We start from the raw sequence: 24,218 nt of genomic DNA, 5'->3' as shown, positions 1-24,218 counted from the left end.
ATCCGATTCAACCTAACGTCCGCGGGCCTTCCACTTGTCTGAGTGAGGAGGCCCGCGGTCCGCTCCCTGAAAGGCGCAACGTGCATACGAATTCCCCTTCCGCCTCCGGCACTCCCCTTCCGGCAGCCGCTCCCGACGTGGTTGTTATCGGGGAGGCACTGGTGGACATTGTCAGCTCCGCCAACGGCAGTGTGGAGCACCCCGGCGGGTCGCCGATGAACGTTGCCTACGGACTGGGCCGGCTGGGTGTCCCCACTGCTTTGCTCACGTCGCTGGGGGACGATACCCGCGGCGAGGCCATCGAGGCACATCTCCGGAGTGCCGGCGTCGACCTCCTGCCCGGTTCGAAGTCCGCGGGCCGGACCAGCTCCGCCGCGGCAACGCTCGCAGCCGATGGCTCTGCCAGCTATGAATTCGACATCACCTGGGAGCTGGCGGCGGTAACCCCGCCGTACCTTCCCAAGGTGCTCCACACGGGATCCATCGCCACTTTCCTCGCTCCCGGCGCGGGCACTGTGAAGACACTTCTTGAGCAGGCGCACCGGGAATGCATCGTGACGTACGACCCGAATATCCGGCCCGCCCTGCTGGGAAGCAAGGCAGAGGCACGGTCCATTTTTGAGGACCTGGTTCCCCTGACCGACGTGGTGAAACTCAGCGACGAGGATGCGGCCTGGCTGTACCCCGGGCACAGCCTTGAAGAGGTGGCGGCCAGGATCCTGGGGCTGGGGTCCGGGCTTGCGGTGGTGACGCGCGGCTCCGAGGGCTCGCTGCTGGCCACCGCTGCCACCACACTGCACGTTCCCGCCACCAGGGCCGTTGTGGCGGACACCATTGGAGCGGGAGACTCCTACATGGCGGCGCTGATCTATGGACTGCTCGCACGGAAGACCGATGGGCTCGCAGCAGACACCCTGGATAACCTCGGGCGGACCGCGGCCAAGGCCGCCGCCATCACAGTAGGCAGGCCCGGCGCCAACCCGCCAACGGCAGCGGAACTGGCGGCGGAACCAGCAGTGACAGGAAGCGCCGCGGCGATGCCTGCCGCCGCCGTCTAAAGCGCCGCCGTCCTCTAAAGTACGGCGCTGCTCCTCGAAAGAGCGGCGCTATTCGTCGAAATACGTGGACGTGCTGGCGCTGCCGGCGAGCGACGAGAGGACGCGGGCAGCCACATGGTGGAGTTTCATGTTGCGGGTGTTGGATGCCTGCAGCAGCACCTCGAACGCAGCGCTTTGGCCGCACCGGTTCTGGGCCATGATGGCGCCGGTGGCGAGGTCAATGACAGTCCTGGATTTCATCGCGGCGCTCATGTCATCCCTGGTGTCCTGCAACTGCGCCAGCCGCAACGCCAGTCGCAGGCCCTTGGATGCCTGCCATGCAAAAGCTTCCGCACTGGCGATGTCCTGCCCGCTGAACGCGTGCGGTAACCGGCTGTAAAGATTCAGCACTGCCCGGCTTTGGCCCTCCAGCGGCAGCGGAATCCCGATGACTGACCTGTTCCCCAGGCCGGTGATCGCCTCGACGTAAGCGGGCCAGCGCTCCTCCTGCGTGAGATCAGGCACCAGGACCGTGACCATCTCACGCATCGCCGTCAGGCACGGTCCGTCGCCGTATTCGTGTTGCAGCTCGTCCATCACCCGTGCGCACGGGCTGCTGCTGGCCACAGTGGTGGCCTTCTTATGCCTCACAACGGTAATCCCGCAGGACACTTCGCGCCCGGGACTGCTGAGCCGGTCAGCAGAGTATGCAGCCAGCTCCTCAAGGAACCGGCCCACTTCAGGGCTGTCCAGCGCCAGATCCTGAAGGCGCTGGGCAACATCCTTAAAAATCTCATTCTCCGAAAATTTGGCAGCTACCATGGTTCCCCCCTGAACACAGCGCATGGCTGAAAGTGTGACCAGCCAGGCTTGGCCGCCTACTGCAGAGACGGTGAGCACAGCTTACCCCGGGGTTTTTCCCGGCAAAAGGGGACTTATTCCATACGGAGGTAAACTCCGGGGATGCTGCTGCCCCCGGACCTGGCCCTGACCCTCGCCGAATATACTGCTTTGGGCCTGGCCTGTTCAGAACCTACTGCAGAGCCGGAAAGCGTTGATTACGGGGCGCACACGTTCTCCGTCCATGGTCAAAGGGCCGTCTCCCGCTCTGCCAGGACAACTCCCAAAAAGATAGGCCAGTTCGTCACGCTCTGGCAGCGCTCTGAAGCCGGCACCGGGCCCATCCGTCCCTTCGATGCCTCGGACGGCATTGACTTCTTTGTGGTCAGCACCCGCGGTGGCGGGGAACCCACGGAACTCGGGCAATTCGTGTTTCCCCTGGCTGCCCTGACCGCGCGGGGTGTTGTGTCGAGGGATTTCGACGGCGGCAAACGTGCCATGCGTGTCTACCCGCCGTGGTCCCACCCCACCAGCCGTACGGCCATGGCCACGCAGGGCTGGCAGCTGGAGCACTATTTCCCCATTCCGGACCCCCTCCAGGGAGTGTCGGGAGTGTTATCCTCCGCGTTCTGACGGGTTCCTCTACGGCTCCTTGCCCACTCCTTTTGGAGGTTCGCCGGGCCGAAAGTGAGGACATTCCCGGGAATCCCCAGGGGCCTTCGGGCGTTAACAATAGTGGCGCGGGAAACTCCACCGTGCCCTGGAAAAGGAACGGAATGAGCAGGAAGTTCGAATCTGTAGAAGACGATGCCGGCAAGGTCACCCGCTACCTGCGGCACCCCAACGGAGGGGGCTTCGTTGGGCCAGGGGCCGATGTCGCTGAAAGTGCGCGCATTGGTTCAATGACCTATGTGGAACCAGGCGCGCAGGTGGGTCCCGGTGCACGCGTAGGGCGTGGAAGCTGGATCGACCGCGAGGCGAAAGTCGGGGACCGCACGGTCATCGGCGACGGCGTGTACGTAGGCCACGGATCGGTCATCGGCAGCCGGGTTCATATCGGAAGCCATTCACGGATCGGAGCCGGTGCCCTGATTGGCCACGGGTCCCACGTGCATGCCGATACCACAGTGCCCGAGCGGGGACGCGTGGTGGCAGAGGCAAGCCGGCGGCGCCGCGCCCCGGCCGGGAAGCGCCCGCCCCGCAGGCCGGACCACGGCCTGGCAGCCTAGGTCCGGCCCTTCCGGGCGCCGTCTACCTGGCGGACCCTACCGCCAGGTACTGTACCGCGCCGTCCACAACGGTGGCCACTGCCCTGGTGGCTGCCAGCTCATCCGGAGCCGCCAGAAGCGGATCGGTTTCAAACACCGTGAAATCCGCGCGCTTGCCTACCGTAATGGAACCCGAGACTTCCCATTCCCCTGCCGCGCGGGCCGCATGGGACGTATATCCTTCCAGGGCCTGCAGGGCCGTGAGGGCCTGGCCCGGCAGGATCGGCTCATCGTGAGGGTGGCCGGACCGCCGGCGCAATTGCGCGTCGGCCAGAATGGGCAGGGGTTCGAACGGGGCGATCGGCCAGTCCGAGCCGAGGGCAAGGGTGGCTCCGGCAGCGCGAAGGTCCCCGCACCGCCAGGCGCGGTTGGCCCTCTCCGCGCCAAGCCGAATGGACCAGTTGTCAGTCTGGTCAGCGCGGGAGTAATGCGTGCAGTGGGAAGGCTGCATGCTTGCCACCAGGCCTGAGCGGGAAAACCTGTCCACCAGGGCGTCCGGCACCGTTTCCAGATGCTCGATCCGATGAACCGCCTGAGGAGTACCCGGCGGCAGCGCCTCGAAGGCGTCCAGCACGGCGGCCACCCCGGCGTCACCGATCGCATGGGTGGCGGTGGGAATGCCCCGGCCGGCAAAGAACCGCACGGCCTGGGCGTATTCCTCCGGCCGGGGCCAGAACGGGCGGACCGACTCCCCGTACACGTCAGGTTCAAACAGCCAGGCGGTTCCGTTGTCCACCGTGCCGTCAACGAACAGTTTGATGCCGGCCACCTCCCAGCGCCGTCCTGCCAGGGTTCCCACCTGCTCAGCGAGCCCGAGCCACTCCGTCCGGCTGCTTCCCGGCATGCACCACGGCGAGATCCGCAGGCGCAGCGGAAGCCCGCCGTCGCCTTCGAGAGCCCGGTAGAGCTCCAGGGAGCCCTCCCCGCAGTCCATAACGTGGGCGCCCGTGAGCCCTGACCTGGAAAACTGTTGGAAGAGTCCTGCCAGCCGATCCTTCCGCGCGGCGAAGGACTCGGCGGGCATCACCCGCGCAACCAGTTCGACGGCGGCTGCCTCCAGCAGCAGCCCGGTGGGTGCCCCACCGGCATCGCAGACCACCTCGGCGGCCTGGTCAAAGGAACGGGGGCCGGTGACGCCCGCTATTTCGAGAGCACGGGTGTTTGCCAGCGCCGAATGCCCGTCGAACAGCCGGACAAGGCACGGCCGCCCGGCGACGACGTCGTCAATCAGCCCACGGTGTGCAGCAGCCGAGCCGAACAGATTGGGGTCCAGGCCCCAGCCCCTGACCCACTCGCCGGGTGGGGTCGCTTCAGCTTCAGCCAGCAATTTGGTCTGAACATCGTCGAGGTTGACAGCGCCGGACAGGTCGCAGCCACGGGTGAGTTCGAGCCCCAGGACAGGGTGGATATGGCAGTCCACCAGGCCGGGCGTCAGGACGGCAGAGCCAAAGTCGAGAACCTCCGCGGCCCGCCAGCTTTCGGCCTCCTCCCGTGTTCCGACGGCGGCAATCACCCCGTCCTTAACTGCGACGGCCTGGGGCAGGGTTCCGGCCGGGCTGGCCTCGGAGCTGGTTTCCATCGTATGGATGGTGCCGGCAAGGATGATGAGATCAGGATTCATGGGTTTCGAAGCTTCCAATCTGCGCGAAGGTTTCGGGGCGGTGGCGGCGTACCCAGCGGGCCGTGAGGAGTCCGGCGAGGAACACCACTGGCATGACCAGGATGAGGACGGTGTTGGTGGTGCTGTCAGCAAAGGTGAGCAGCTCGATGTTCAGGCCGATCAGCAGCACAACGCCAAAGAGGAGAATGGCGGACGCAAGGCTGACGGGAATGAGGAATCTGTGGGTGGCCGCAGCGGGATTCCGGCGAAGGTAGAGGAAGGCTGCCACCGAAACCAGGCCCTGGAGCCCAACGATGCCGAAGATTCCGGGAGTGTTTACCCAGATCAGCAACTGCTGGTACGGGTCGGCGTTCAGGAGCGCGCAGATGCTGATGACCACCGCGGCCAGGAGGGTCTGGATCTGGCCTGCCCGGTGCGGGGACTGGAACCTGGGGTGGGTTTGGGCGAGGAAGCCCGGCAGCACACCGTCGCGCGCCAGCATGTAGACGTATCGGTTGATGGCGTTGTGGAAGGCCAGCTGGGAAGCGTAGACGCTGGTGACGATCAGGACGTACATCACCACTTCCGCCCAAGGACCGACGTACTGGTTGATGGTCTGGAAGAACATCCCGCCTGCCAGTTCCCCCGCGGCTTCCACCACGCGGCCTTCGCCATAGGCCTGCACAACCGTCCAGACGATGAAAGCGTAGAAAACGGACATAAAGCCCACGGCGATGTACGTGGCCCGCGGCACTGACCTGTCTGGATTCCGGGCCTCCGAACGGTATAGGACGGTTGACTCGAAGCCCATAAAAGCCGCGAAGCAGATTCCAAGGATGGCCAGGACACCGGGGCTGAACGCCTGATCCGGGCTGAAGGAACCGATGCCAATGCCGTCTGCGCCGCCACTGCTGAGAATTCCAACGCCCATCACGGCCAGGATCCCGGTCTCTGCAACCAGGAGCACGCCCAGAACCTTCGCGCCGACGTCGATCCCCCGGTAGCCGAGGAACCACACCGCGGCGACGGCGGCGAGCGCGATGGCCGGCCACGGTACCTCCAGCCCGAACAGGACCTTGAACATGTCGTGGGTCTGGACGGCGAAGAGGCCGTAGACGCCGATCTGGAGGCAGTTGTAGGAGACGATCGCCAGGATGGCGGAGGCCAGGCCCATGGTCCTGCCCATGGACAGCGAAATGTAGGTGTAGAAGCCGCCGGAGGCCTTGACGTGGCGGGTCATGGCCATAAAGGAAACGGCGAAGAGTGTGAGGACAAGGCCCGCAAGGAGGTACCCGGCGGGGGCGCCGATGCCTCCGACGCCGATTGCTATGGGGGCGACTCCGGCCATAACGGTCAGCGGAGCCGCTGCCGAGATTACGAGGAAGGCGATGCCGCCCGTCCCCAGGGCATTGCGCTTGAGGGCGCCGTCCGCGGACGACGACTGTGGTCTGGTTTGTGTATCCGGCACTGGTCCGTCCTTTCGTGGAAGCCCTCATAAACGAAAGCCTTTCGTTTTATTATGGGGATGTGTGGCGCAGAGCACAATAGGTTTGGGGAATCTGTTGCATTTGGCCCGGTTTGCGTCCGTCCGACTAGGCTGGGCTGGATGGTCAAGAGCTGCAGTCAGGAGAACCCATGGGGCGCCCGCTCCTCCCGCTGATATCCGTGGAAGCCCTTACGTCGGCTGCCTTGGAACTGGTCGATGAAAGCGGCGATTTCAGCTTCCCGAAGCTGGCGAAGAAGATCGGTGTCAGCCAGTCGTCCATCTACAACCACGTCAGCGGCAGGGACCAGATCCTGGAGCTGCTGCGTCACAGGATCATCACCGAGGAGCCGTATCCGCCGGTAAACCACCAGGAGTGGGAAGCCGCCCTGCGGGTCCTGATCCGGGCCTACCGGGACGCATTTGCCCGCCATCCCCGGCTGGCACCGCTGCTGGTGCTGCAGTCCATCACCGATCCGGACGTCATCGGCCTCTACGAGGATCTGGCCAGGGCATTGGAAAGCGCCGGCTTCCGCGGACGGGACGTGGTGGCCGGCATCTCAACTATCGACAGCTTCGCGCTGGGCGCCGCCCTGGACCTGGCGGCTCCGGAGATTGTCTGGGATCCGCCGGCTGAGGGCTACCCCACCCTCAAGCGGGCGGTGGGCAACGCGGGCCCAGCGGAGGAACGCGGCGGGCATGCCTTCGACTTCGGACTGGACGTGATCATCGGCGGCCTCAAGGCTAAGCTCTGACGCGTCAGGGCGGGAAGCCAACGCGCTCAGGGTGCCGCTGCCCGGAACTGCCCCTTCAGCGAGGCCACACCCCAGATCCCCAGCAGCAGGGCCACGAGAATTAGCCCGGCATCCCCGAGGTCCACAGCTCCCAGCCACGTCGTCAGCGGATCCCGCAGCCCGAAGGCGGCGTTGAAGAAACCCGCGAGGGTGATCACGGCGACAAACAGCGCGGAGGCCGCCGAGATGCCAGTGACCACGGCATTGAACCCGAGCTTCCGGCGCGGATCCTCCAGTGCGGACCTGTACATCCGCATCATGGCCACCCCGTTGGCTGAATCGCACAAGGTCATCGCCGCGGTGAATGCGAGGGGCAGCGCCACCAGGGCGAGCGGTGAAACACCGGCCAGCGAGGCCGCCGTCGCCATCACCAGCAGGCCAATGGTGGTGGCGGTGTCAAAACCCAGCCCAAACAGGAACCCGATGACGTAGATGTTGCGCGGACGCCGGACCCGGGACAGCGGCCTGGCCAGGAGCCGGGCCACAAATCCCTTTGCTTCAAGGTCCTCGACGGCCACGCGTGCGCCATTCCGAGCAGTCCGGCAAAGACGCGCCGCTCGGACAAAGGCCGAGCCGTTGAACGTGCCCATGGCCAGCAGGAAGAGTCCCGAGACCCCGCTGCCCACCAGGCCAAGAGCCAGGTTTCCCGCTGTGCCGTCCTCCATCAGCTGCCCCACGGCACCGGCGCCGGCCACCACCAGGACGCCGGCCAGGACAACCACGGAGCTGTGCCCCAGGCTGAAGGCGAAGCCCACGCTCACGGGGTCCTGCCGCCGCGCCACGAACGCGCGCGTGGAGTTGTCGATTGCCGCGAGGTGGTCCCAGTCGTAGCTGTGCTTGACCCCGGCAAGATAGGCGGTGAGCACCAGTCCCCACGCCAGCGGCTGCCCGCCTCCGGAGATGCCGGCCAACAGAAGTCCGACGGCGGCTGCATGCAGTGCGGCGACCGCGCCGAACGTGAAGGCCAGGCGGACCCGCAGCGGAAGGCTCTCCCGCCCGCGGTACATCATGGACAACCGGCTGACGGCGTGCATCAGTACTTCCTCAGGTTCAGCGGTTCCTGCCCGGACCAGCGTTTGCGGAGAAGTGTGGTGCACGCACCCAGCAGGCGGTTCAGCTCCCCCGTGCTGTTGGACAACGATCGCAGCACCACGCCACTGGTTCCTGCCACAGTCCTGGTCAGGGAGACGCCCGTGTAGGCACTGTGTCCGCTGGTGAGCGCGACCAGTTCGTCGGCGAGCGCCTGGTCCACCCGAGCATCAACCACCATCAGCGAACCGAGGTGGCTGAAGCCCTCCATGAATCCCATACCTCCCACATCGTTGTGCGGGGGCCGGATCAGCACGCTGTCCAGTGCGAGCAGTTCCATACCGCCGTCGGTTTCTACATGGATTTCGTTCCGCAGCCGCAGTTCCTCGTACCGAAAGGATGTGCCCTCCGGTGACCACCCTGGGGTGATGACTTCGGCCATGACCAGGCTCGACGACGGCCCCACCGTGATGTGCGTCCGCTGCCGATAACTGGCCTCCCGGTAGGCAATGAGCTGGTCAGGCATCAGCTCCAGCCGCGCCCCCTCCCCCAGACGCACCGCCATCCGCTGCTCCGCGAAAGACCCGGGAGTGCGGTAAATCTTGGTCGCCGACTGGGTAGTAAGCAACAGGTCAGCCCCGTCCTGCACATCAAGATCCACAACAAAGAGATCCGCCCCAAGATAAGCCCCGCCAGGATTCACCACGACATAACAAACCTGCCCCGAGTCATCAAGATAGTGCGGCCGCAAAACACGAAGAGCGCCCTCATGGAACTGCCGGGACGCAACGGATCTCCCGCCCCGCTCACTGATTACGAGCTCAAGCACACCGCGAGGCGCGTCAACCGCAGAGGCGGTGGAGCCGGATATTGGGGGCCGCGGCGTGGTGGCACTCGTGGGGGGCCCACTGGCGCGAGGGCCCCGATCCGAGCTTGCGAGGATTGGGAGCGCCAGGGGACGGGCACGGCCCCCAATATCCGGTGAAGGCGCCGGGCTGGACTCAACCGCCGTCGTGCTCATGGAGCGAGGTCGAGCATCAGGACATCGCGCCTCATCCAGGAGATGACGGCGTCGAGTCCTTCGTCGGTTTTGAGGTTCGTGAAGCAAAAGGGTTTCCCGCCGCGGAACTCTTTGGAATCACGTTCCATGACGGAGAGGTCGGCGCCGACGTGCGGGGCGAGGTCAGTTTTGTTGATGATGAACAGATCGGACTTGATCATGCCCTGGCCGGCTTTGCGCGGGATCTTTTCGCCCTGGGCGACGTCGATGATGTAGATGGAGAAGTCCACCAGCTCGGGGCTGAAGGTGGCGGAGAGGTTATCACCCCCTGATTCGACAAAAATAACCTGCAGGTCCGGGTGGCGGCTCTTCAGCTCCTCGATGGCGGCAGTGTTCATGGAGGTGTCCTCGCGGATGGCGGTGTGCGGGCAGCCGCCGGTTTCCACGCCGATGATCCGGTCCACGGGCAGGATGCCATTGGCGGCCAGGATTTTGGCGTCCTCGATGGTGTAGATGTCGTTGGTGATGGCGGCCATGGAAATCTCGCGGCTCATGTGCCGCGTGAGCCGCTCCACCAACTGGGTTTTGCCGGCACCCACCGGGCCGCCGATGCCGATTCTGATGGGTTCAGACACGTTGTTCTCCTTTGACTTCAAAGCACAGTTAGCTCATGAACATGCGGGCGCGTTGGTGTTCGTGCCGCATTTGCGAAATTTCCAGTCCGGGGCTGACAGCCCCGAAGTCGTCCAGCGTCAGGTGACCGATTTGCCCGGCGGCGGCAGCGACGTCGTCGGACGCCCTCCGCAGCAGCCGCTGGCCGGCGTTCTGCCCCAGTGGGATGGCGCGCACGGCGTTCTGCGTCAGCGAGGTGGCGCAGGCGAAAAGATAGGCGGCGAGCGCCCCGTCGAGGGGCACTCCCAGTGAACGGGCGACGACGGCGAACGCCAGCGGCTGGTGGCCTGCAGCCCGGCCCGTGGTCACCAGGTCCCGGTACAGTTCCAGCCCAGGCGAGGGGAAGACTTCGGAGCCGATCTCAAGCAGGCGTGTGCCCATTTTGATGCTGGCTTCGCGCAGCTGCCGGGGAAGCAGTTGCGCGGACAACAGCTCATCCAACTCTGTGACGGGGGTGCCTTCGTAGAGAAACCGGATGGCGAGCCCGTCGGAGTAGGTCAGCTGCTGTCCGATGAACGCTGTGAGCCAGACGCCAAAAGAGTTCTCATCATGAACGAGCCCCCGGTCGATGTACGTTTCAAAGCCAAGTGAGTGCGCAAACGCCCCGGTGGGGAGCGCCGAGTCGGTGAGCTGTTGCAGCGCCAACTGATAGGCCGGCGCCGAAGCCGGATCAGTGGCTGTGTTCGGCATGGCGAAAAGGCACGGGCATCACGCGTTCCTGGCGGGCGTAGGGCACTCCGACGTGTTTGAGGTAGTCCTCCACGGTGTGGTCGTAGGCGCAGACCATGACGTCGGCGCCGTACTCCGAGGACGCGTCGAAGAAGTGGGCCTGCAGGTGGCGGTTGCCCAGGGAGTGCGCCACAACGCCCATCTCGTAGACGGACCCGGGCGAGATCACCAGCACATCGGTGGGGAGCACAGCCACCACGATCATGTTGGCCGCGGCGACGTGCAGGATGTCGCCGTCCCGCAGGTCGTTCGAGCCGGAGGGCAGCCGGATGCCGAGCTCCTGGCCGTGGTCCGTGGTGACGCGCTGGATGCGCTTGACCAGTTCCGCACTGGGAAGAACCACCTTTTCGCGGTGCAGGCCCGTGTAGGCGGCGAGGTCTGCGGTGGGCAGCTCGTGGAGGTTGCCAAGGACTTTTTCGATGATCATGTCAGGCTCCGGTGGTTCGGGAAATCACGGGTCGGGAAATCACGGGTCGGGAGATCAAGGGGTCGGGACATCACGGGGTCGGGACATCAGAAGAGGAAGTAGCGCTGGGCCATGGGCAGCACGTCGGACGGCTCACACGTGACGTCTTCGCCGTCCACCGTCACCTGGTATGTCTCCGGGTCCACCTGGATGTCAGGGGTGGCGTCGTTGTATTTCAGGTCGGCCTTGGTCAGCGAGCGGATGCCGGACACGGGCCGGATTACTTTCTCGAGCCCGAGCTCCTCCGGCACGCCGGCGTCAATCGCTGCCTGGGACAGGAACGTGATGGAGGACTGCTGCACGGCCTTGCCGAACGCCGCGAACATGGGACGCATGGTGCGTGGCTGCGGGGTGGGGATGGAGGCGTTGGCATCGCCCATCAGGGCGTAGGCGATCTGGCCGCCTTTAATGACCAGCTCAGGCTTCACGCCAAAGAATGCCGGGTCCCAGAGGACGAGGTCCGCGAACTTCCCCTCCTCCACTGAACCAATGGAGTCCGCCATGCCCTGCGCTATGGCCGGGTTGATGGTGTACTTGGCCACGTAGCGTTTGAGCCGGAAGTTGTCGCTGTCCTCGGAGCCGTGGACACCGGCTGCACTCTCGCCGCGGGGATCCTGCAACACCCCCCGCTGCTTCTTCATCTTGTCCGCCACCTGCCAGGTGCGGGTGATCACCTCGCCCACCCGGCCCATCGCCTGGGAGTCCGAGGACGTGATGGCGAAGATGCCAAGGTCCTGCAGGACATCCTCGGCGGCGATGGTCTCGGCACGGATGCGGGAATCCGCGAAGGCCACGTCCTCCGGGATGTCTGGGTTCAGGTGGTGGCAGACCATCAGCATGTCCAGGTGCTCTTCGATGGTATTCCGCGTGTACGGAAGGGTGGGGTTGGTGGAAGCGGGCAGGACATTGGGCAGCCCGGCGATCCTGATGATGTCCGGAGCGTGTCCTCCCCCGGCGCCTTCGGTGTGGAACGTGTGGATCACGCGGCCGTCAATGGCCCGGATGGTGTCCTCCACAAAGCCGCACTCGTTCAGGGTGTCCGTGTGGATGGCCACCTGGACGTCGTATTCGTCGGCCACCTTCAGCGAGGTATCGATCGAAGAGGTGGTGGATCCCCAGTCCTCATGGACTTTGAGCCCGATGGCCCCGGCGCGGATCTGCTCGGCCAGAGGTTCGACGGCGGATGCGTGCCCTTTGCCGAACAGTCCGATGTTGATGGGCAGGCCTTCCGCTGCCTGCAGCATCCGCTGGATGTGCCATTTTCCGGGCGTAACAGTGGTGGCTTTGGTTCCCTCGGCGGGACCGGTACCGCCGCCCACCATGGTGGTGATGCCGCTGCTGAGGGCCGTGGGTACCTGGTCCGGGGAGATGAAGTGGATGTGCGAGTCCACGCCGCCGGCCGTGAGGATCCTGCGCTCCCCGGCGATGATTTCGGTGCTGGCCCCGATGACGATGTCCACCCCGTCGGAAATCTGCGGGTTGCCGGCCTTGCCGATCCTGAAGATGTGGCCGTCCTTGAGCGCGACGTCCGCCTTGTAGATGCCGGTGTAGTCGAGGATGACAGCGTTGGTGATGACGGTGTCCGGCACGCCGCCGCCGGAACCAATACCGCCCTGGACGTTCCCATCCCTCGTGGCCTGGCCGTTCTGGCCCATGCCGTCACGGATCACCTTCCCGCCGCCGAACACCACTTCTTCGCCGTAGACGGTGAGGTCCTTTTCGATCTCCAGGAAAAGTTCAGTGTCGGCCAGGCGGATTTTGTCACCCGTCGTCGGGCCGTAGAGGTCAGCGTATTGCCTGCGCGGAAGGTCGAAGCTCACTGGTCGTCCTCCTTGCCAGCGTTTGGTGGACTGGCGCCGGGACTGCCGCCGTCGAGCGGTCCGTTAACGGCGTTGCTGAGGCCGTACACCTCGCGGCTGCCGGCCAGTTCTATCAGCCGCACCGTTTTGCTGTCGCCGGGTTCGAACCGCGCTGCCGTCCCAGCCGGGATGTCCAGCCGCCGTCCGTAGGCGTCCTGCCGGTCAAATTTGAGGGCAGCATTCGCCTCGGCAAAGTGGAAATGCGATCCCACCTGCACTGGCCGGTCGCCGGTGTTAAGCACGACGACGTCGATCGCCTCCCTGCCTGCGTTTACCGGTACCGGCTCGGACCTGAGGATGTACTCTCCTGGAATCATGCCTGCCCCTAGCGGATGGGATCGTGGACGGTGACGAGCTTGGTGCCGTCAGGGAATGTTGCCTCGATCTGCACGTCATGGACCATTTCCGGCACACCTTCCATGACGTCCTCACGGGTCAGCAGTGTGGTGCCGTAGCTCATCAGGTCAGCCACCGTGCGGCCGTCCCGTGCCCCCTCGATCAGTTCGTAGCTGATGATGGCCACGGCCTCCGGGAAGTTCAGCTTCAAACCGCGGGCCTGCCGGCGCCTGGCCAGATCGGCGGCCACCACGATCATGAGCTTCTCCTGCTCACGGGGCATCAGATGCATCAGGTTCCCTTCAACGGCCGCTGGACTTGGCGTGTGACCAGCGTAGGCCGTTGAGGTTTCCGGGGCGTTTCAGACACTCATGCCTGCTGCCTCGTTTTCGGGGTCATCTCGTTTTCGGGGTTGGCTCAAGCGGGAGCGGAAAGCAGCACGTCCAGGGACGCCAAGGGCACCACGTCTTTGGCCTTGGCCAGCATCTCCGGATCGATGCTGACCAGCGCGTCGGCCTGCAACCTGGTGATGGCCAGGTACTCGGCGTCATAGGTGTTTTCCCAGCCCTGCTCGACGGCTATCTTCCAGGCAGTGCGGCGGGACACCCGGTCGCCGAGGAGACGCATCTTCAGTTCAGTGAGGCGCTCATGTTGCTCAAGCGCTTCCGCCTCAGTGAGCTCAGAGCGGCGCACGGCCGCCAGCAGCAGCGAGAGAGCCTGGGAGCGGATGAGGTTCGGGGCCACCAGCTGGTGTCCGGGGTCCACCGGGACGGTGGCCGCCACAAGGTGCAGGAGAGTGGGGGCGTCGATGACGTAGCGGCTCATGGATGCAACCCGGCCAGCCGTCCCAGGATCTCCTTATTGGTCTGGACAGCCTGCCGGTACTCGGCGGCCAGGATCCGCAGCATGTCCTCAGCAGCCTGGTCATTCTCGGATCCCACGGCGTCCTTGGCGTAGGTGACCCGGATGTTCCGGGCGAAGGCGTCGGCGGCTGTCTGTGCGATGCAGTTGTGGGTGGAGACGCCGGCCAGCACCACCTCGTCAACGTCCCAGTTCCGGAGCCTGGCCAGGAGGTCGGTGCCCACGAACGCACTGTCCCGGGTCTTGACCAATTGGGGCAGGCCATCGGCGGCCAGGCCCTGAACAAATTGGGCCTGTTCGGTGCCCCGGAAGATGAAGCCTTGGCCGTCGTCGAGCATGTTCAGGGACCAGGTGGATTTGTCCCGCTCGTGCTCCGTGCCAATCAGCAGCGCCTTATGGCCGTTGGCGGAAAAGGCCGTCAGCAGTTCGTTGCACGCATCCACCAACGTGTCCTGCCTCGCGGCGAGCGCCGGATCCTCAAAGTAGGCGTTCTGCATATCGATGACCAGCAGCGCAATCATGTGACCACTCCTCGAATACAAGCCGGTGCCGTACAGGATAACCCCTGTTTCAGCGGGCCTCCAGCAGTTCCTTCAGCCGTGCCAGGTCCTTGCGCATTGCCCTGCGCATCATCGGGGCCATCACCAGGCCGGCGAGACGGGAGAATCCGGCCGGGCTGCCGGTGTTCCGAAGGGTCATGCGCGTGGCGTTGTCCCCGGCGTCCTGCCAGGTATAGGTGGTCTGCATGGGAAACGGGCCTTGGGCAGTGCGCATAGTCAGCGAGGAACCAGGTGCCAGTTCGGTGAACTCATAGGTGTATTCCAGGGTCCGACCCAGGAACTCGGCGACGAATGCCAGCCGGGAACCCACCGAAAGGGGAGGCTCGGTTTCCCAGCGGACCGATTTGATGTTGCTGTACCACTGGGGCGCGTTGCTTGGGTCCCCGGCATAGCCTGCAACTTCCGCGCGGGGGCGGCTGATGACGGTTTCGGTTTGCACATCTACCATTGGTTTCCCTTTCGAACAGACCGCTTCCAGAAAAACTAGGGTGCCGATTCCCGGATTTTCAGGACGAAGCCGGCCTCGATGTGAACGCTGTCCTCTGCAGACTCCGTCCCGTCGATCCTGTCGATAAGCAACCCGATGGACCGTTCGGCGATCTCGTCCATCCCGGGCGAAACGGTAGTGAGCGACGGCGATGCGAACCGCGCCTCGTCAATATCGTCAAAGCCCACCACGGCGACGTCCTGCGGGACCTTGACGCCGCGGATCAGCAGTTCGTGCATGGCGCCCAGGGCCAAGGCATCGTTCAGGCCAAACACGGCGTCGAAGTGCACCCCGCTGTCCAGCAGGCCCGAGACGGCGGCGGCACCGGCATCCCGGCGCCATTCCCCGGATGCCACGAGCGCGGGATCAAAAGCGACGCCCGCTTCCTCCAAGGCCTTCCGGTAGCCGTTCAGACGCAGGCCGGGCGAGCCTGCCGTCTCCTCCGGAGAAGCACCCACCACGGCTATCCGACGGCGGCCTCCCGCCAGGAGGTGGGCCGTGGCCGCCTTCGCCGCCTCTTCGTTTTTCATGGTGACCAGGTCAAAGCGAGAGTCGAGGATATGTTCCCCGAGCAGCACCACCGGCTTGCTGCCGCGGCGGGAGGCGACGGCGTCGGCGTCCATCCCCAAAGGGGTGAAAAGCAGTCCGTCCGTTAACTGCCGGAACGGTCCCCGCAGCGCACTGAGTTCGTTGTCGGGCGTCCCCCCTGACTGTTCCACCAGCACGCGGTAGCCACGGCTGGAGGCCACTGTCATGAGCTTGGATGCCAATTCCGCGTAGTACGGGGAGGAGAGATCGGACAGGACCAGCCCCAGCATGCGCGTCTTTCCCGAGCGCAGGCTGCGCGCCGTCAGGTTCGCCTCGTAGCCCAGCGCAGCGATCGCGTCGTGGACCTTCTGCTTGGTGGCCGGGCGGATGAACTCGTAGTCGTTCAGTACATTCGATACTGTCTTCAGCGAGACACCGGCGGCCCGTGCGACGTCGTTCATGGTCACTGCCATTGGTCCGCGATTCTCCTTGTGGTTCGTTTCCCTACATCGTTGCAGAAATTTACCCGTGGGGAATAACCGGCGTCATGAAATCGGCCTCAGCTCTTGGCCGCCTTGGCTGCAGCTTTCGCGGCCTGCTTGCTTGCCCGCACTTTGGCGAGTGATTCAGAGTCAACGATGTCGGCGACCGACAGGAACGAATCCTCCTGCCCGTAGTGGCCGGCGGCCTCCCGCCACCCGGGGGCCTGGAGTCCGCACTGCTTGCCCAGCAGTGCCAGGAAGATTTTCGCCTTCTGCTCCCCGAACCCGGGCAGCTCCTTCAAACGCCGCAGTACCTCGGCGCCGTCAGGGTCTCCCTGGGTCCAGATGCTGGTTGCGTCGCCACTCCAGTCACGCTCAACAGTTTCTGCCAGGGCCTGGACCCGCCCTGCCATGGAGCCGGGAAAGCGGTGTACTGCCGGCCGCTCCTTGAACACCTCGATGAAAGCCTGGGGGTCCTGGGAGGCAACGGCGGACGGGCTGATGGACCCGATGCGGGCGCGGATCTTCTCCGGTCCGGCAAAGGCGGACTCCATGGTGACCTGCTGGTCCAGCAACATGCCGGTCAGCAGCGCAAATGCGTCATCGCCCAAGAGTTTGTCAGCAGCGGGATCCCCGGTGATATGCAGTTCCATGCCCCCATCCTTCCATCTGCCGCAGCCGTCGTCATAGGCTGCCCTCCACCCCGGGAGTTTTTGTCCAGATATGGCGCCCAACGGTCAGTTGAGGTCGCCGTATCTGGACAAAAACTCTGCCGCGGGGAGGGTGGGTGGGGTGGTGCGGCTAGGACTCCACAGCCAGCCGGATCATGGACCAGGACACCGCCGGGAGCTCGGCGGTGAGCCGGCCGCCGTCGGCCTTTGCCGTGACGTTTTCGGCTGGCAGGACGGACGTGGAGTCGTCGGCGGTGGCCTGCCAGTATGGATCCTTGTTCGTGTACGTAAGGGCCTCAATGATCCTGACGTTGCCGAGTCCGGCCACTGCCGCGTCCAGCGTCAGCGCGTCGGTGGCCGAGCGGTTCGCGGCGAACACCACGGCCTCGCCCGCCTCGGCGTCGAAAGTTGCCACAGCCGACAGCGCGGCGAATTCAGCGGTCTTCCCGCCGCTGACCAGCGGGGACTCGACGGCAAGCTGCAGCACCGTGCCGGCGGCATGCCGGGAGGTCAGGGCGAAGGGGTGGAACGTGGTCTGCTTCCAGGCCCGCCCACCGGGTTCGGTCATGATGGGGGCGATGACGTTGACCAGCTGCGCCAGGCTGGCGGAGTGAACCCTGTCGGTGTTGCGCAGCAGGGTGATCAGGAGGTCACCGACGACGACGGCGTCCGCCACTGTGTAGCGGTCCTCCAGCAGCACGGGGGCCACCGGCCAGTCCTTGCCGCTGGGCGTCTTGGACTCCGCGCGGCTCGCGTGCCAGACGTTCCATTCGTCAAAGGAGATGTTGACCTGTTTGGTGGACTTCTTGACCGACTTCACGTGGTCGATGTGGCTCACGATGTCCCCGATGAATGACTCCATCTTGTATCCCGCCGCCAGGTGTTCCTGAAGGTCACCGGAGTCCTCGAAGTACTGGTGGGCGGAAATGAGATCCACCAGTTCGTAGGTCTCCGTCAGGACCACACGCTCCCACTCACCAAAGGTGTCCATGCCGGGCGAGGAGCTGCCGCAGGCCACCAGTTCGAGGTCCGGATCGATCATGCGCATGCCACGGGCGGTGTCGGCGGCGAGCCGGCCGTACTCGAGGGCGTTTTTATGGCCGATCTGCCACGGTCCGTCCATCTCGTTCCCCAGGCACCACATCTTGATGCCGTAACCGTCCTGCGCGCCGTTGGCCTTCCGCTGATCGGAGAAGGCCGTGCCGCCGTCGATATTGCAGTATTCCAGGAGGTCCAGTGCCTCCTGCGTTCCGCGCGTTCCCAGGTTGACTGCCATCATGGGTTCGACGCCGGCTTTGGCGCACCATGTGGCGAACTCGTCGACGCCCACCAGGTTGGGATCCGAGGAATGCCAGGCCAGGTCCAGCCGCACCGGTCGCTGCTTCACCGGCCCAACACCGTCTTCCCAGCGGTAGCCGGAGACAAAGTTTCCGCCGGGGTACCGGACCGTTGAGACGCCCAGTTCCCGGGTCAGTTCCAGCACGTCAGTACGGAAGCCGTCCGTATCAGCCTGCGGATGCTCGGGCTCGAAGATTCCCGTGTACACACAACGGCCCAGGTGTTCCACGAAGGCGCCGAACGTGCGACGCCGGACCGGTCCCACCGTGAATGCCGGATCGATGGTGATTTTTGCTGCAGCTGACTCTGAAAGGGCCACGAAAACATCCTCGTTTCTATTTTTACAACGTTATAGAAATCAATTGTTAGCGCTCGCGCCGCGTGCGTCAAGGAGTGTTGGGAATCAGTTTTTAGGCGATTACTGCTCTGGCGGACGCAGCCGTCAAAACCGGGTACCCTCATTGCCGCCCAAGTAGTACCTAATCTGAAAAACGAGTACCGATTACGCATACTCCAGAGGCGTCTTCGGAACTAGGTTCATCTCAGGGAAAGACTGAATGGCTCACTTGGGGGGTGTGAGACGGACTATGCGTTCAGGACTCACAATCTGCGACTTCCCGGTTCCACGGAAACGGGTAACAAGCGGGGCCGGCGACGAGGAGGTCTTTGAGACCGAGGCCTCTCCCCCAGCCGTCGCCGGCCCTCTTACTTCCAGCCTTACTTCCAGCCGCCAGGCTCACTTCAAGAACCGAATGCCGGCCACCCGTCCGGTCCCGCATGCCTGAGGCCGCCATGAATGTCCCCTTCTCTTCTGCAGAGGCAGCATTGGGCGGGCCCGAAGTGTCCGTTCGTGCTGCGGATGGGGCGCGCACCGTGTACGCGGCGCTGCGGCCCACCGGCATTGTCCTTGACCTGGTGACCGGCGCGGACTGCGTCACTGACTCACTGCAAATATTGGTGAACCAGGCAGCGGCGGCCATGGGCAGGACCACCGGCGCTCCCATCCAGTGCGGTCTGATCCTGCAGCGCATCAAGCGCGCCACCGAGGCGATCGGGACGGACCATGAAACCGAGTCGTTGGCGCGGCTGGATCAAAAACTGGCTGAAGGCCCCCTGACGCAAGCGATCCGGGCGAACTCTCCCATCGCTGTGAACTGCGGCAACGCCGGGTTCAATTGGCCGCGGTACGGGTCAGGATTTCAGGCTGCCGGCTTCAGCAGTGTCCTGGGCGTCCCGCTGAAACTCGGTGAGGGGTCACAGTCTGCCATCGGATTCTTTGCCCGGAGTCCTGACGTGTTTCCCGTGCAGGTCATGGCTGATGCCCTCGCCTTTGCGGACCTCGCTTCGCGCAGCCTGAAACTCGTTTTGGAGCTGAAAGCTGCACGGGCCGCGGCCTCCGATCTACGGTCAGCACTGGAAAGCAGGACGTCCATCGACATCGCCTGCGGAGTCATCATGGCCCAGAACAGGTGCTCGTACCACGACGCGATAGGCATCATCTCCAGGGCATCCAGCCACCGGAACATCAAGCTCCGCAAGATTGCCGAGGGCATCCTGGACAGGCTTCCGGGCGGCACCCCGCGCACGCACTTCGACCACTAAGGTACGGCTGTCGCCGCCGGCCGAGCAATCTGGTGCCTTAGGACGTTAGTGCCTTAAATGGGGCCGGGCGGCGTCGCAGGCACTCGTGCTCACTGCGGCGCCGCCCGGATTCGGCGGTCAGGGCCCGGGCTTAGAGCCCGCCTGCAAGCTTGTAGTAGGCCGCGTTCCAGTTCAGGTCCTTCTTGAACTGGCGGATGGTGGTGTCCTCGTCGATGGTGAGCAGCTCGGTCCGGGTGATCTCGGCAAAGTCCTCAAAGACATCCATCCCCACCTGGGTGGACAGGACGGTGTGGTGTGCTGCACCGGCCGTGAGCCAGGCAGCTGCGGAGGTGGCAAAGTCAGGCTTCGGCTCCCACAGGGCGCGGGCCACGGGCAGGTTCGGGAGCGGCTGGTCCAGGGGCACGACGTCCACGGCGTTAGCCACCAGCCGGAAGCGGTCACGCATGTCCGACAGGGCCACCACCACGCCAGGGGAGGCGTCGGCGTCGAATACCAGGCGGACGGGATCCTCCTTGCCGCCAATGCCCAGCGGGTGGATTTCCAGGCGGGGCTTTCCGGCCGTGAGGGACGGGCAGACCTCCAGCATGTGAGCACCCAGGATCTTCTCGGCGCCGGGCTCCAGGTGGTATGTGTAGTCCTCCATCAGGGACGCACCGCCGGGCAGGCCGGAACCCATCACCTTGGCGGCGCGGACCAGGATGGCAGTCTTCCAGTCACCTTCGGCGCCGAAGCCATAGCCGGATGCCATGAGCCGCTGGACCGCCAGTCCGGGGAGCTGCCGGAGTGCGCCCAGGTCCTCAAAGGAGGTGGTGAAGGCAGCGGACCCGTTGGCTTCCAGGAAGCTGCGCAGACCGAGCTCGATCCGCGCACCGTAGCGGAGGGAATCGTGGCGGGAAGCGCCGGCGCGGAGCTCAGGAACCACGTCGTAAAGTTCCTCGTACTCAGCTACCAGGTCATCGACGTCGGCATCAGCGGCGCCGTGGACGGCGTCGGCGAGTTCGTTGACGGACCAGGTGTTGACGGACACACCGAACCGGAGTTCCGCTTCGGTCTTGTCGCCTTCGGTGACGGCAACGTTGCGCATGTTGTCGCCAAAGCGGGTCAGTTTCAGAGTGCGGACAGCGGTCCAGCCGGCGGCCGCGCGCTGCCAGACACCTACCTGGCGTGCCACCTCCGGGTTGGAGACGTGGCCAACAACGGTCTTGCGGGCAATGCCGAGGCGTGACTGGATGTAGCCGAACTCGCGGTCACCGTGGGCGGCCTGGTTCAGGTTCATGAAGTCGAAGTCGATGTCCGCCCAGGGCAGTTCCACGTTGGCCTGCGTGTGCAGGTGCAGGAGCGGCTTACGCAGCAGGTCCAGGCCCTGGATCCACATCTTGGCCGGCGAGAAGGTGTGCATCCAGGCGGTGACTCCGATGACGGAATCGTTGGAATTGGCTTCCAGGGCGGTCCGGCGGATGGCGTCCGAGTCGGTCAGGACCGGCTTCCAGACGATCTTGACCGGAACGCTGGAGGAGGCGTTGAGCTGGTTGGCGATCTCCTGGGACTGCGCCGCCACCTGCTTCAGGACGTCTTCGCCGTAGAGGTGCTGGCTTCCGGTGAGGAACCAGACCTCAAAACCGTCGAGGGAGGTGTTTGCTGCGGTGTTCATGGGATTCTCCTGAAGTGGGTACGTGATGGCGGACGGCGGCTGTTACTGGCCGTAGACGTTCTGGTAGCGCGCGTAGAGGGAGTCGATATGGCCCTGATCAATGGGGATCGGCTCGCCCAGCTGGCGGGAAATATGCACGGTGCGCGCCACTTCCTCGCACATCACCGCGGCCTTGACGGCGGACCTGGCGTCCTTGCCGATGGTGAAGGGGCCGTGATTCTGCATCAGGACCGCTGGTGAGTGGGAATCCTTCAGGGTTTCCACAATGCCCTGGCCAATGGAGTCGTCACCGATCAGCGCAAAAGGACCCACGGGGATGGACCCACCGAACTCGTCGCTCATCATGGTCAGGACGCACGGGATGGATTCCCCCCGCGCCGCCCAGGCCGTGGCGTAGGTGGAGTGGGTGTGCACCACGCCGCCCACTTCCGGCATATGCCGGTACACGTATGCATGTGCCGCGGTGTCCGACGACGGCGCCAGCGGCGGATTGCCCCACTCACCTGTTGCGTCCCCATCCACGGGAACCCCGTAAAGGTCCGTGACCACCATCTGTTCTGGGGTCAGGTCGTCATAGGAAACGCCGGACGGCTTGATCACCATCAGGTCCTGGCCGGGCACACGGGCGGAGACGTTGCCTGCCGTCCACACCACCAGTTCATACCTGGTCAGTTCCGCGTGCAGTGCGCAGACTTCTCCGCGGACGCGGGCGATGGTTTCCATCGTTGATCCGGATGCGGTGCTCATGCGGACACCCCTGCAACTCGTTCGGCGGCGTCGGACTCTGCTGCCACCGTATCCGATGTGGACGCGCCGACCTGTGGCTTGGCCTTGCGCTGGATGGCCTTGAGCCGGTGCATGACGTCGTTCGTGCCGCGCCCGAAGTAGTCGTGCAGTGTGCGGTATTCGGTGAAGAGCTGCTCATAGGCGGCAACGTTTTCCGCGATGGGAGTGTAGACGGCGCCGGGTTCAGAACCCATCGCTGCGGCGGCTTCCCGGATATCGGCGTACTTGCCGGCAGCCACCGCGGCGTGGATGGCGGAACCGAGGGCGGGGCCCTGGGTGGAGCCGATGGTGGAGAGCTGGAGGCCGGTGATGTCCGCATAGATCTGCATCAGGAGTTTGTTCTTCAGCAGGCCGCCGGCCACGATGAATTCCTTCACCGGGACACCGGAAGTGCGGAACGCGTCCACGATGGTGCGGGTGCCAAAGGCCGTGGCTTCCAAGAGCGCGCGGTAGGTATCCTCCGGGCGGGTGGCCAGGGTCTGGCCCACAACGATGCCCGACAGTTCGTGGTCCACCAGGACAGAGCGGTTGCCCGAGTGCCAGTCCAGTGCGATCAGGCCATGTTCGCCAATTGCCTGGCGGGAGGCCAGCTCGGTGAGGTATTCGTGGATGCCCAGCCCTGCTGCTTCCGCTGCCTGGTGGTATTCCGGCGGCACACCGTACTTGGTGAACCAGCCAAAAATGTCCCCGACGCCGGACTGACCGGCTTCGTAGCCCCAGAGCCCGTCCACGATACCTCCGTCAACAACCCCGCACATGCCAGGAACTTCATGCAGTTCGGTGCCGTTCATGACGTGGCAGGTGGAGGTTCCCATGATGGCAACCAGCTGGCCGGAGTCAACGGCGCGGGCGGCAGGCGCGGTGACATGCGCGTCCACGTTGCCTACGGCAACTGCAATGCCTTCCGGCAGCCCGGTCCAGGCCGCCGCTTCCGCCGTCAGGTAACCTGCGGCGTCGCCCAGGCGGCCGATGGTGTGCTCCAGCTTGGTGCTGACAAAGTCCTTGAATTGGGGGTTGAGCGCCGCCAGGAAATCCTCCGACGGGTACCGGCCGTCCTGGTAGATGCCCTTGTAGCCGGCGGTGCAGGCGTTGCGGACATACTTGCCGCACAACTGCCACACGATCCAGTCCGCGGCCTCCACCCAGTGGTCCATCTCGGCGTAGGCTTCGGGGTCCTCCTCCAGCAGCTGAAGGCCCTTGGCAAACTCCCATTCAGAGGAGATGAGCCCGCCGTAGCGTGGCAGCCAGTCCTCCCCGCGCTCCGCTGCAAGCGTGTTGATCCGGTCTGCCTGGGGCTGGGCCGCGTGGTGGCGCCACAGTTTGACGTAGGCGTGCGGCCGGTTGGCGAAACCCTCCAGCTCGTTCAGCGGGGTGCCGTCGGACTTGACGGGCACCATGGTGCAGGCGGTGAAGTCCGTGGCGATTCCGACGACGCCGGCAGGGTCAATTCCCGCGTCTGCGATCGCGGCCGGAACTGCGTACCGAAGCACGTCCCGGTAATCGTTGGGTACTTGAAGTGCCCATTCGCCGGGAAGCCGGACGCTTTTTTCCTCACCGTCGCCAGCCACGTCCTCGGGGAGCGCGTCTGTGACCACAGCGTGGGGGTAGTCGTAAACGCCGCTACCCAGCTCCTTGCCGTCCCGTACGCGAACCACCAGGGCCCGGCCGGACAGAGTGCCGTAATCAACGCCGATGACGTAGTTCTCCGCGCCGGATTCGTGGGAAAGATCAGGTGTATTGCTTTGCATAAGATGCCTCCAAAGGAAGAGGCGGGGACCTCTTTTACCTACGTTGGAAAGGAAAGGACTAGTACTAATTGTGAACGCTAACACGAGCAGCGTCAAGGCAGGGCTGCGAACTGTTCCACCAGGCCACCATTCCACCTTCGCGGGCGGGAGTGGCTCATGGTTCCGCCACGACAAACTCCTTCCGACAGCAGAAGCAAGGGCTGCCTGGAACTGGCAGTCGGGGACCCGCGAAGGGCCCACCAGTCGCCGGGGTCCGGCCTTGCTATGCCAGCGACTCTACGTGAAACCGCGTGTCCAAATTGTGACCAATGGCACTTGACGCGCAGATTGTTAGCGTTCACACTTGCTGGCAGAGCAGCAGCTCACTTGCAGCAATGGCGGTGTCAGAAAC

General features: G+C 64.6%; 25 protein-coding genes. 5 read left to right on the top strand and 20 right to left on the bottom strand.

The features are described from left to right. Window positions 1-80: 80 nt before the first annotated feature. Entirely contained in the window at window positions 81-1,058 is a 978-nt protein-coding gene (locus F8G81_RS02245; RefSeq protein ID WP_267277423.1) for a carbohydrate kinase family protein, read from the top strand. 48 nt (window positions 1,059-1,106) lie between these two features. Here the strand turns inward: F8G81_RS02245 and F8G81_RS02240 are convergent, their stop codons facing one another. After that, complete coding sequence (locus tag F8G81_RS02240; RefSeq protein WP_267277422.1) at window positions 1,107-1,859, bottom strand: GAF and ANTAR domain-containing protein; 753 nt, start codon at window positions 1,857-1,859, stop codon at window positions 1,107-1,109. 141 nt (window positions 1,860-2,000) lie between these two features. On the opposite strand from F8G81_RS02240, the gene F8G81_RS02235 reads away from it, so the two are divergent. Both F8G81_RS02235 and F8G81_RS02230 read left to right on the top strand, forming a co-directional pair. Next, window positions 2,001-2,510 (top strand): MepB family protein, encoded by a 510-nt coding sequence (locus F8G81_RS02235; RefSeq protein ID WP_267277421.1) that lies wholly within the window; start codon window positions 2,001-2,003, stop codon window positions 2,508-2,510. Window positions 2,511-2,653: 143 nt separating this feature from the next. Continuing rightward, on the top strand, window positions 2,654-3,106 hold the full coding sequence (locus F8G81_RS02230) for a transferase (RefSeq protein WP_267277420.1): 453 nt from the start codon (window positions 2,654-2,656) through the stop codon (window positions 3,104-3,106). 22 nt (window positions 3,107-3,128) lie between these two features. Here the strand turns inward: F8G81_RS02230 and F8G81_RS02225 are convergent, their stop codons facing one another. Both F8G81_RS02225 and F8G81_RS02220 read right to left on the bottom strand, forming a co-directional pair. After that, complete coding sequence (locus F8G81_RS02225; protein ID WP_267277419.1) at window positions 3,129-4,766, bottom strand: amidohydrolase; 1,638 nt, start codon at window positions 4,764-4,766, stop codon at window positions 3,129-3,131. Next, window positions 4,756-6,213, bottom strand: a complete 1,458-nt coding sequence (locus F8G81_RS02220) for an APC family permease (protein ID WP_267277418.1) — start codon at window positions 6,211-6,213, stop codon at window positions 4,756-4,758. The genes F8G81_RS02225 and F8G81_RS02220 overlap by 11 nt, the downstream gene beginning before the upstream one ends. 167 nt (window positions 6,214-6,380) lie before the next feature. Here F8G81_RS02220 and F8G81_RS02215 point away from each other — a divergent pair, with 167 nt between their 5' ends. Then, on the top strand, window positions 6,381-6,983 hold the full coding sequence (locus tag F8G81_RS02215) for a TetR/AcrR family transcriptional regulator (protein WP_267277417.1): 603 nt from the start codon (window positions 6,381-6,383) through the stop codon (window positions 6,981-6,983). Window positions 6,984-7,009: 26 nt separating this feature from the next. Here the strand turns inward: F8G81_RS02215 and F8G81_RS02210 are convergent, their stop codons facing one another. The 14 genes from F8G81_RS02210 to F8G81_RS02145 form a co-directional block, all read right to left on the bottom strand. Beyond that, window positions 7,010-8,056, bottom strand: a complete 1,047-nt coding sequence (locus F8G81_RS02210) for a HoxN/HupN/NixA family nickel/cobalt transporter (RefSeq protein ID WP_267277416.1) — start codon at window positions 8,054-8,056, stop codon at window positions 7,010-7,012. Next, a complete protein-coding gene (locus F8G81_RS02205; RefSeq protein ID WP_267277415.1) occupies window positions 8,056-8,880 on the bottom strand; it encodes an urease accessory protein UreD in 825 nt (274 codons plus the stop codon). Before F8G81_RS02205 ends, F8G81_RS02210 begins: the two co-directional genes overlap by 1 nt. A 188-nt stretch (window positions 8,881-9,068) precedes the next feature. Continuing rightward, window positions 9,069-9,686, bottom strand: coding sequence for an urease accessory protein UreG (gene ureG, locus F8G81_RS02200; RefSeq protein WP_267277414.1), 618 nt, complete (start codon window positions 9,684-9,686; stop codon window positions 9,069-9,071). A 28-nt stretch (window positions 9,687-9,714) separates the two neighbouring features. Next, window positions 9,715-10,413, bottom strand: coding sequence for an urease accessory protein UreF (locus F8G81_RS02195; RefSeq protein WP_267277413.1), 699 nt, complete (start codon window positions 10,411-10,413; stop codon window positions 9,715-9,717). Further along, the gene (gene ureE, locus F8G81_RS02190) at window positions 10,394-10,879 is read right to left on the bottom strand and encodes an urease accessory protein UreE (RefSeq protein WP_267277412.1); all 486 of its coding nucleotides are present in this window, start codon (window positions 10,877-10,879) and stop codon (window positions 10,394-10,396) included. Before ureE ends, F8G81_RS02195 begins: the two co-directional genes overlap by 20 nt. An 86-nt stretch (window positions 10,880-10,965) precedes the next feature. Further along, window positions 10,966-12,738, bottom strand: coding sequence for an urease subunit alpha (gene ureC / locus F8G81_RS02185; protein ID WP_267277411.1), 1,773 nt, complete (start codon window positions 12,736-12,738; stop codon window positions 10,966-10,968). Then, window positions 12,735-13,094 carry an urease subunit beta gene (locus F8G81_RS02180; RefSeq protein WP_267277410.1) on the bottom strand — a complete coding sequence of 120 codons (360 nt, stop codon included), beginning with the start codon at window positions 13,092-13,094 and terminating at the stop codon, window positions 12,735-12,737. The genes ureC and F8G81_RS02180 overlap by 4 nt, the downstream gene beginning before the upstream one ends. 8 nt (window positions 13,095-13,102) lie before the next feature. After that, window positions 13,103-13,405, bottom strand: coding sequence for an urease subunit gamma (locus F8G81_RS02175; protein ID WP_267277409.1), 303 nt, complete (start codon window positions 13,403-13,405; stop codon window positions 13,103-13,105). A 125-nt stretch (window positions 13,406-13,530) separates the two neighbouring features. Further along, window positions 13,531-13,938 (bottom strand): type II toxin-antitoxin system VapC family toxin, encoded by a 408-nt coding sequence (locus F8G81_RS02170; protein ID WP_267277408.1) that lies wholly within the window; start codon window positions 13,936-13,938, stop codon window positions 13,531-13,533. Continuing rightward, complete coding sequence (locus F8G81_RS02165) at window positions 13,935-14,495, bottom strand: cysteine hydrolase family protein (protein WP_267277407.1); 561 nt, start codon at window positions 14,493-14,495, stop codon at window positions 13,935-13,937. The genes F8G81_RS02170 and F8G81_RS02165 overlap by 4 nt, the downstream gene beginning before the upstream one ends. A 49-nt stretch (window positions 14,496-14,544) precedes the next feature. After that, window positions 14,545-14,982 carry an SRPBCC family protein gene (locus F8G81_RS02160; RefSeq protein ID WP_267277406.1) on the bottom strand — a complete coding sequence of 146 codons (438 nt, stop codon included), beginning with the start codon at window positions 14,980-14,982 and terminating at the stop codon, window positions 14,545-14,547. A 35-nt stretch (window positions 14,983-15,017) separates the two neighbouring features. Continuing rightward, window positions 15,018-16,022, bottom strand: a complete 1,005-nt coding sequence (locus tag F8G81_RS02155) for a LacI family DNA-binding transcriptional regulator (RefSeq protein ID WP_267277405.1) — start codon at window positions 16,020-16,022, stop codon at window positions 15,018-15,020. Window positions 16,023-16,108: 86 nt separating this feature from the next. Next, window positions 16,109-16,684 (bottom strand): HhH-GPD-type base excision DNA repair protein, encoded by a 576-nt coding sequence (locus F8G81_RS02150; RefSeq protein WP_267277404.1) that lies wholly within the window; start codon window positions 16,682-16,684, stop codon window positions 16,109-16,111. Window positions 16,685-16,832: 148 nt separating this feature from the next. Continuing rightward, window positions 16,833-18,359 carry an alpha-N-arabinofuranosidase gene (locus tag F8G81_RS02145; RefSeq protein WP_267277403.1) on the bottom strand — a complete coding sequence of 509 codons (1,527 nt, stop codon included), beginning with the start codon at window positions 18,357-18,359 and terminating at the stop codon, window positions 16,833-16,835. Between the two features lie 473 nt (window positions 18,360-18,832). On the opposite strand from F8G81_RS02145, the gene F8G81_RS02140 reads away from it, so the two are divergent. After that, entirely contained in the window at window positions 18,833-19,642 is an 810-nt protein-coding gene (locus F8G81_RS02140; RefSeq protein ID WP_267277402.1) for a GAF and ANTAR domain-containing protein, read from the top strand. A gap of 130 nt (window positions 19,643-19,772) precedes the next feature. On the opposite strand, the gene araA is transcribed toward F8G81_RS02140, so the two are convergent. From araA to araB, 3 genes are read right to left on the bottom strand one after another with little or no spacing between them, the layout of a single operon-like run. Further along, the gene (araA, locus tag F8G81_RS02135; RefSeq protein WP_267277401.1) at window positions 19,773-21,293 is read right to left on the bottom strand and encodes an L-arabinose isomerase; all 1,521 of its coding nucleotides are present in this window, start codon (window positions 21,291-21,293) and stop codon (window positions 19,773-19,775) included. Window positions 21,294-21,335: 42 nt separating this feature from the next. Further along, on the bottom strand, window positions 21,336-22,040 hold the full coding sequence (locus F8G81_RS02130) for an L-ribulose-5-phosphate 4-epimerase (RefSeq protein WP_267277400.1): 705 nt from the start codon (window positions 22,038-22,040) through the stop codon (window positions 21,336-21,338). Continuing rightward, window positions 22,037-23,827, bottom strand: coding sequence for a ribulokinase (gene araB, locus F8G81_RS02125; RefSeq protein ID WP_267277399.1), 1,791 nt, complete (start codon window positions 23,825-23,827; stop codon window positions 22,037-22,039). Before araB ends, F8G81_RS02130 begins: the two co-directional genes overlap by 4 nt. Window positions 23,828-24,218: the final 391 nt, after the last annotated feature.

The sequence above is a fragment of the Arthrobacter sp. CDRTa11 genome (genome assembly GCF_026427775.1).
Taxonomy (GTDB): Bacteria; Actinomycetota; Actinomycetes; order Actinomycetales; family Micrococcaceae; genus Arthrobacter.
The sequence above is the reverse complement of the archived record's forward strand: the minus strand, read 5'-3'. Positions and strand labels throughout refer to the sequence as shown.

What these genes read in the sequence shown, in the direction of transcription:
- araA (WP_267277401.1), bottom strand. Translation starts at nt 21,293, where the DNA reads ATGAACACCGCAGCAAACACCTCCCTCGACGGTTTTGAGGTCTGGTTC.
- F8G81_RS02235 (WP_267277421.1), top strand. Translation starts at nt 2,001, where the DNA reads ATGCTGCTGCCCCCGGACCTGGCCCTGACCCTCGCCGAATATACTGCT.
- F8G81_RS02150 (WP_267277404.1), bottom strand. Translation starts at nt 16,684, where the DNA reads ATGGAACTGCATATCACCGGGGATCCCGCTGCTGACAAACTCTTGGGC.
- F8G81_RS02140 (WP_267277402.1), top strand. Translation starts at nt 18,833, where the DNA reads ATGAATGTCCCCTTCTCTTCTGCAGAGGCAGCATTGGGCGGGCCCGAA.
- F8G81_RS02240 (WP_267277422.1), bottom strand. Translation starts at nt 1,859, where the DNA reads ATGGTAGCTGCCAAATTTTCGGAGAATGAGATTTTTAAGGATGTTGCC.
- F8G81_RS02175 (WP_267277409.1), bottom strand. Translation starts at nt 13,405, where the DNA reads ATGCATCTGATGCCCCGTGAGCAGGAGAAGCTCATGATCGTGGTGGCC.
- F8G81_RS02165 (WP_267277407.1), bottom strand. Translation starts at nt 14,495, where the DNA reads ATGATTGCGCTGCTGGTCATCGATATGCAGAACGCCTACTTTGAGGAT.
- F8G81_RS02195 (WP_267277413.1), bottom strand. Translation starts at nt 10,413, where the DNA reads ATGCCGAACACAGCCACTGATCCGGCTTCGGCGCCGGCCTATCAGTTG.
- ureE (WP_267277412.1), bottom strand. Translation starts at nt 10,879, where the DNA reads ATGATCATCGAAAAAGTCCTTGGCAACCTCCACGAGCTGCCCACCGCA.
- F8G81_RS02155 (WP_267277405.1), bottom strand. Translation starts at nt 16,022, where the DNA reads ATGGCAGTGACCATGAACGACGTCGCACGGGCCGCCGGTGTCTCGCTG.
- F8G81_RS02215 (WP_267277417.1), top strand. Translation starts at nt 6,381, where the DNA reads ATGGGGCGCCCGCTCCTCCCGCTGATATCCGTGGAAGCCCTTACGTCG.
- F8G81_RS02160 (WP_267277406.1), bottom strand. Translation starts at nt 14,982, where the DNA reads ATGGTAGATGTGCAAACCGAAACCGTCATCAGCCGCCCCCGCGCGGAA.
- F8G81_RS02180 (WP_267277410.1), bottom strand. Translation starts at nt 13,094, where the DNA reads ATGATTCCAGGAGAGTACATCCTCAGGTCCGAGCCGGTACCGGTAAAC.
- F8G81_RS02170 (WP_267277408.1), bottom strand. Translation starts at nt 13,938, where the DNA reads ATGAGCCGCTACGTCATCGACGCCCCCACTCTCCTGCACCTTGTGGCG.
- araB (WP_267277399.1), bottom strand. Translation starts at nt 23,827, where the DNA reads ATGCAAAGCAATACACCTGATCTTTCCCACGAATCCGGCGCGGAGAAC.
- F8G81_RS02130 (WP_267277400.1), bottom strand. Translation starts at nt 22,040, where the DNA reads ATGAGCACCGCATCCGGATCAACGATGGAAACCATCGCCCGCGTCCGC.
- F8G81_RS02225 (WP_267277419.1), bottom strand. Translation starts at nt 4,766, where the DNA reads ATGAATCCTGATCTCATCATCCTTGCCGGCACCATCCATACGATGGAA.
- F8G81_RS02210 (WP_267277416.1), bottom strand. Translation starts at nt 8,056, where the DNA reads ATGCACGCCGTCAGCCGGTTGTCCATGATGTACCGCGGGCGGGAGAGC.
- F8G81_RS02230 (WP_267277420.1), top strand. Translation starts at nt 2,654, where the DNA reads ATGAGCAGGAAGTTCGAATCTGTAGAAGACGATGCCGGCAAGGTCACC.